The sequence below is a fragment of the Mesorhizobium sp. genome (assembly GCF_024509055.1).
Taxonomy (GTDB): Bacteria; Pseudomonadota; Alphaproteobacteria; order Rhizobiales; family Rhizobiaceae; genus Mesorhizobium.
This window is the reverse complement of sequence record NZ_JANINM010000198.1, coordinates 1-3,198: the sequence shown is the minus strand read 5'-3', so window position 1 is coordinate 3,198 and position 3,198 is coordinate 1. Positions and strand designations below refer to the sequence as shown.

4 protein-coding genes and 1 other RNA gene are annotated in these 3,198 nt (G+C 62.0%); all 5 read right to left on the bottom strand.

Going from position 1 to position 3,198, the window contains the following annotated elements:
- An RNA gene (gene rnpB, locus Q0L57_RS09410) (RNase P RNA component class A) lies at positions 1–307 on the bottom strand; the annotation flags it as partial.
- A 140-nt stretch (positions 308–447) separates the two neighbouring features.
- The gene (locus Q0L57_RS09405) at positions 448–1,158 is read right to left on the bottom strand and encodes a lytic transglycosylase domain-containing protein (RefSeq protein WP_296741520.1); all 711 of its coding nucleotides are present in this window, start codon (positions 1,156–1,158) and stop codon (positions 448–450) included.
- Positions 1,159–1,344: 186 nt separating this feature from the next.
- Entirely contained in the window at positions 1,345–2,112 is a 768-nt protein-coding gene (locus Q0L57_RS09400) for an N-acetylmuramoyl-L-alanine amidase (RefSeq protein ID WP_296741516.1), read from the bottom strand.
- On the bottom strand, positions 2,109–2,828 hold the full coding sequence (locus Q0L57_RS09395; RefSeq protein ID WP_296741513.1) for a DnaJ family molecular chaperone: 720 nt from the start codon (positions 2,826–2,828) through the stop codon (positions 2,109–2,111). The genes Q0L57_RS09400 and Q0L57_RS09395 overlap by 4 nt, the downstream gene beginning before the upstream one ends.
- 137 nt (positions 2,829–2,965) lie before the next feature.
- Positions 2,966–3,178, bottom strand: a complete 213-nt coding sequence (locus Q0L57_RS09390) for a hypothetical protein (protein WP_296741510.1) — start codon at positions 3,176–3,178, stop codon at positions 2,966–2,968.
- Positions 3,179–3,198: the final 20 nt, after the last annotated feature.

Below are 3,198 nucleotides of genomic sequence, written 5' to 3'. Positions count from 1 at the left end.
GCGCCTCACGCAACCTACCCGGGCGGTGGGCCGGAAACAGCCCTCGAAGGTTTCCCCTCGTACCGCCCCTATTCGGTTTTGCTCCCGGTGGGGTTTGCCGTGCCGCTCCTGTTGCCAGTCGCGCGGTGGGCTCTTACCCCACCCTTTCACCCTTGCCGCGGCAGAAGCCGCGGCGGTTTGCTTTCTGTGGCACTTTCCCTGGGGTCGCCCCCGCCGGCCGTTAGCCGGCACCGTGTCTCCATGGAGCCCGGACTTTCCTCACCCGCAGCCTTTCGGCTCTCGCTGGTGCGGCCGCCCGGCCAGCTGGCAAGCGCGTATAAAGGGATTCCCGTCAGAAAACGCAAACGAAAAGCGAATGCGTGTCACCCAAAGGTGGGCGGCGGTTTCGGGACAACGACATGCATGAAACAAAACACGCGTTGCCCAAATCCACGTCGAAGGATGAGCCTAGGCGGGCGAGCCCAGCGCCGCCATCTGCACCTTCACCTTGCTGCAATAAGCAGCCGAGATCGGATTCATCCGCGTCGCGGCATGACCGGCATTGTATTTGAGGATCGTTCCGCAGGTTGTACCACCGCCGAGCCCCTGGGCCATGGCGAGATACTTCATGCCGTATTTGATGTTGGTGTCGGGATCGAACAGTCCCTTGACAGAACCGGTATAGCCCATCATCCGCGCCGTGGCCGGCTTGATCTGCATCAGCCCGATCTCGCCAGCGCCGCCGACCATGTGCGGCTGGTAGTTGCTTTCGATCTTGATGACCGCCTTTGCGAGCGACACCGGCACCCCGTAGCTGGCGGCATAGCGCGCGATGATGTCCGAGTATTGGCCACCACCCGCGTCAGTGGACGTGGGCAGCGCGATTTTTCCGGTATTGATCGAAGCGGTCGCCATCAGATCGATGGTCTGCCTTTGGCGCTTGGCGCCACGGTTCGTCGTTGTTTTGGCTACCTTGACCGCGGCCGCCTTCCCAACTTTCGCGCGGGCGGCTCTCTTGTTCTTCGAGGTCGTGTCGTCTGAGGGTGCCTTGGGTGCCGTTGGGGCAGCGGCGAAGCCGCTGTCTGCCCGAGGGCTCAATGGAGCGCTGTTCGCTGTATTGAAGGCAAAAGTCATCACTCCGGCAGCAACAGCTGCCGCTACAACGGTCAATTTTTGCATGTAGTCCTGTTCTGTTAGAACCGCGCGAAGAACTTCGCACAGCTAGGCCAATTCACGATCGAAACATCAGGGAGGCTCGACGTCCGACAATCTACGGGAGACGCATTTGGCGGCCGAATTGGCGGCAATGAAGGCGGCGCAAGTCACTTTGAGTGACAGATTGTAATTTAGGGATCGCTGTTGATACTATCTGGTCGAATCTGCCCCGACGGAAGCGACAAGCTTCTGCAGAGTGCGGATCGTCGAGCCGTCCGCCATGCCGTCGACGAGCCGCCGGCGGAAATGCCGCTGGAACGCCGCCACGACGATCTCGGTTTGCCGGTCGTAAACGCCCGATATTTCAACGCCATACCCATATAGCGCCAGCATCGACTGCAATGTCTCGACATCGGCGCTGGCGTCGCCGGTCCGCAGGATCGCGCCCGGCTTTATCGGCGCTGACGGGACCAGATAGCCGACGCCGGCGGAGAACAGCGCCTTCCACGGAAATTTTTCGCCCGGATCGATCTTGCGTCCAGGTGCGACGTCGGAATGAGCCAACACCCTTCGGGCCGGAATGGCGTGGCGGCCTATTATGCCCGAGCACAGAGCGATCACGGCATCGATCTGCCGCTTCGGAAAGGCTTTGTAGCCCAGCGAGTGTCCCGGATTGACGATCTCGATGCCGACCGAGCAGGAGTTGACATCGGTGTGCCCGAACCACGAGCTCTTGCCGGCATGCCAGGCGCGATCGCTTTCGCGCACCATCTGCACGACGCGGCCGTCCTCGTGGACGAGATAATGCGAAGACACTTCGCTTGCCGGATCGCAGAGCCACGCCTCGGCGCCCTCGCCGGTCGCCATGCCGGTATAGTGCAGCACGATCATGTCAGGCCCGAGCGTCTCGCGGCGCGGACCGAAATTTGGCGACACCCTCACCTCGGCACCCGGCTGGTCGGGCGAGAAACCGCTCATACGTGCCTGAGGCCCCGTTCGATCATCTCATAGGCGGCATTGATCGCCGCGACCCGGGTCGTTGCGATCTTGATGAACTCCTGCGGCAGGCCGCGCGCGATCAGCCTGTCCGGATGATTGTCGGAGATGAGCTTGCGATAGCGCTTCCTGACCTCATCGAACGGCTTGCCGCGTTCGATGCCGAGAACGGCGTAAGGATCGGCCGAGCCGAGACTGACATGCCGCGACAGGATCGCCTCATAATGTGCCTCGTCGATTTGGAAAATCTCGGCGATGCGGTGTAGGAACTGGCCCTCACGCTCGTGGATCAGCCCGTCGGCCTTGGCGATGTGGAACAACCCGTCGAGAATATCTTCCAGCATCACGCAATTGCCGTGGCCGGAGCCGCAAAGTTGCGCCATGCGCTGGGCATAGGTCTCGAACCCCGCGACATCCTGCTTGGCGATGTCGTAGAGGCGCGCCACGTTACGCGTCTCCTCCGGAGGTACCTCGAAGATTTCCTGGAAGGCGCGCACCTCGTCCTGGGTGACGATGCCGTCGGCCTTGGCCATCTTGGCGGAGAGGGCGATCATGGCGACCGAGAACGCGACGCGTCGGCGCAAATCCGCATCGCCTGAAAATACGGTGCGCACGGCCTCGACCACATCGGCCACGCCCGAGGACGCCGACGACGAAACACGTGCGATGAAGTCGCCGAGGCGGTCCCAAATCGACATGCAGGCTTCTTAGTGCGAACCGGCCGTCGCTATCAAGCCGAGACGATGCCGCATGTGCATCGTGAGATGGCGTTGAATCGGAACCAAAACGACGAAGGCCGGCAAGCCGGCCTCCATCAACCTAGCTCGTCCGACTCTTACTGCGCGGGCGCGGCAGGAGCCGGGTTTGTTGCCGGAGCCGGTTGGGCGGGCTTCGAAGCATCCGGAGCAGCCGGCTTCATCGTCTGCTCATTGGCCGGAGGCTTGGTGCTCTGGGTGGTGGTGTTGTCCGTGCCAGTGCCGCTGTCGCTGCAAGCCGCGACCCCCAGCAAGGCAAGCGCCGACACAGACGCCAGAATGAGCTTCTTCATGGTATCTCTCCTTCAACAGA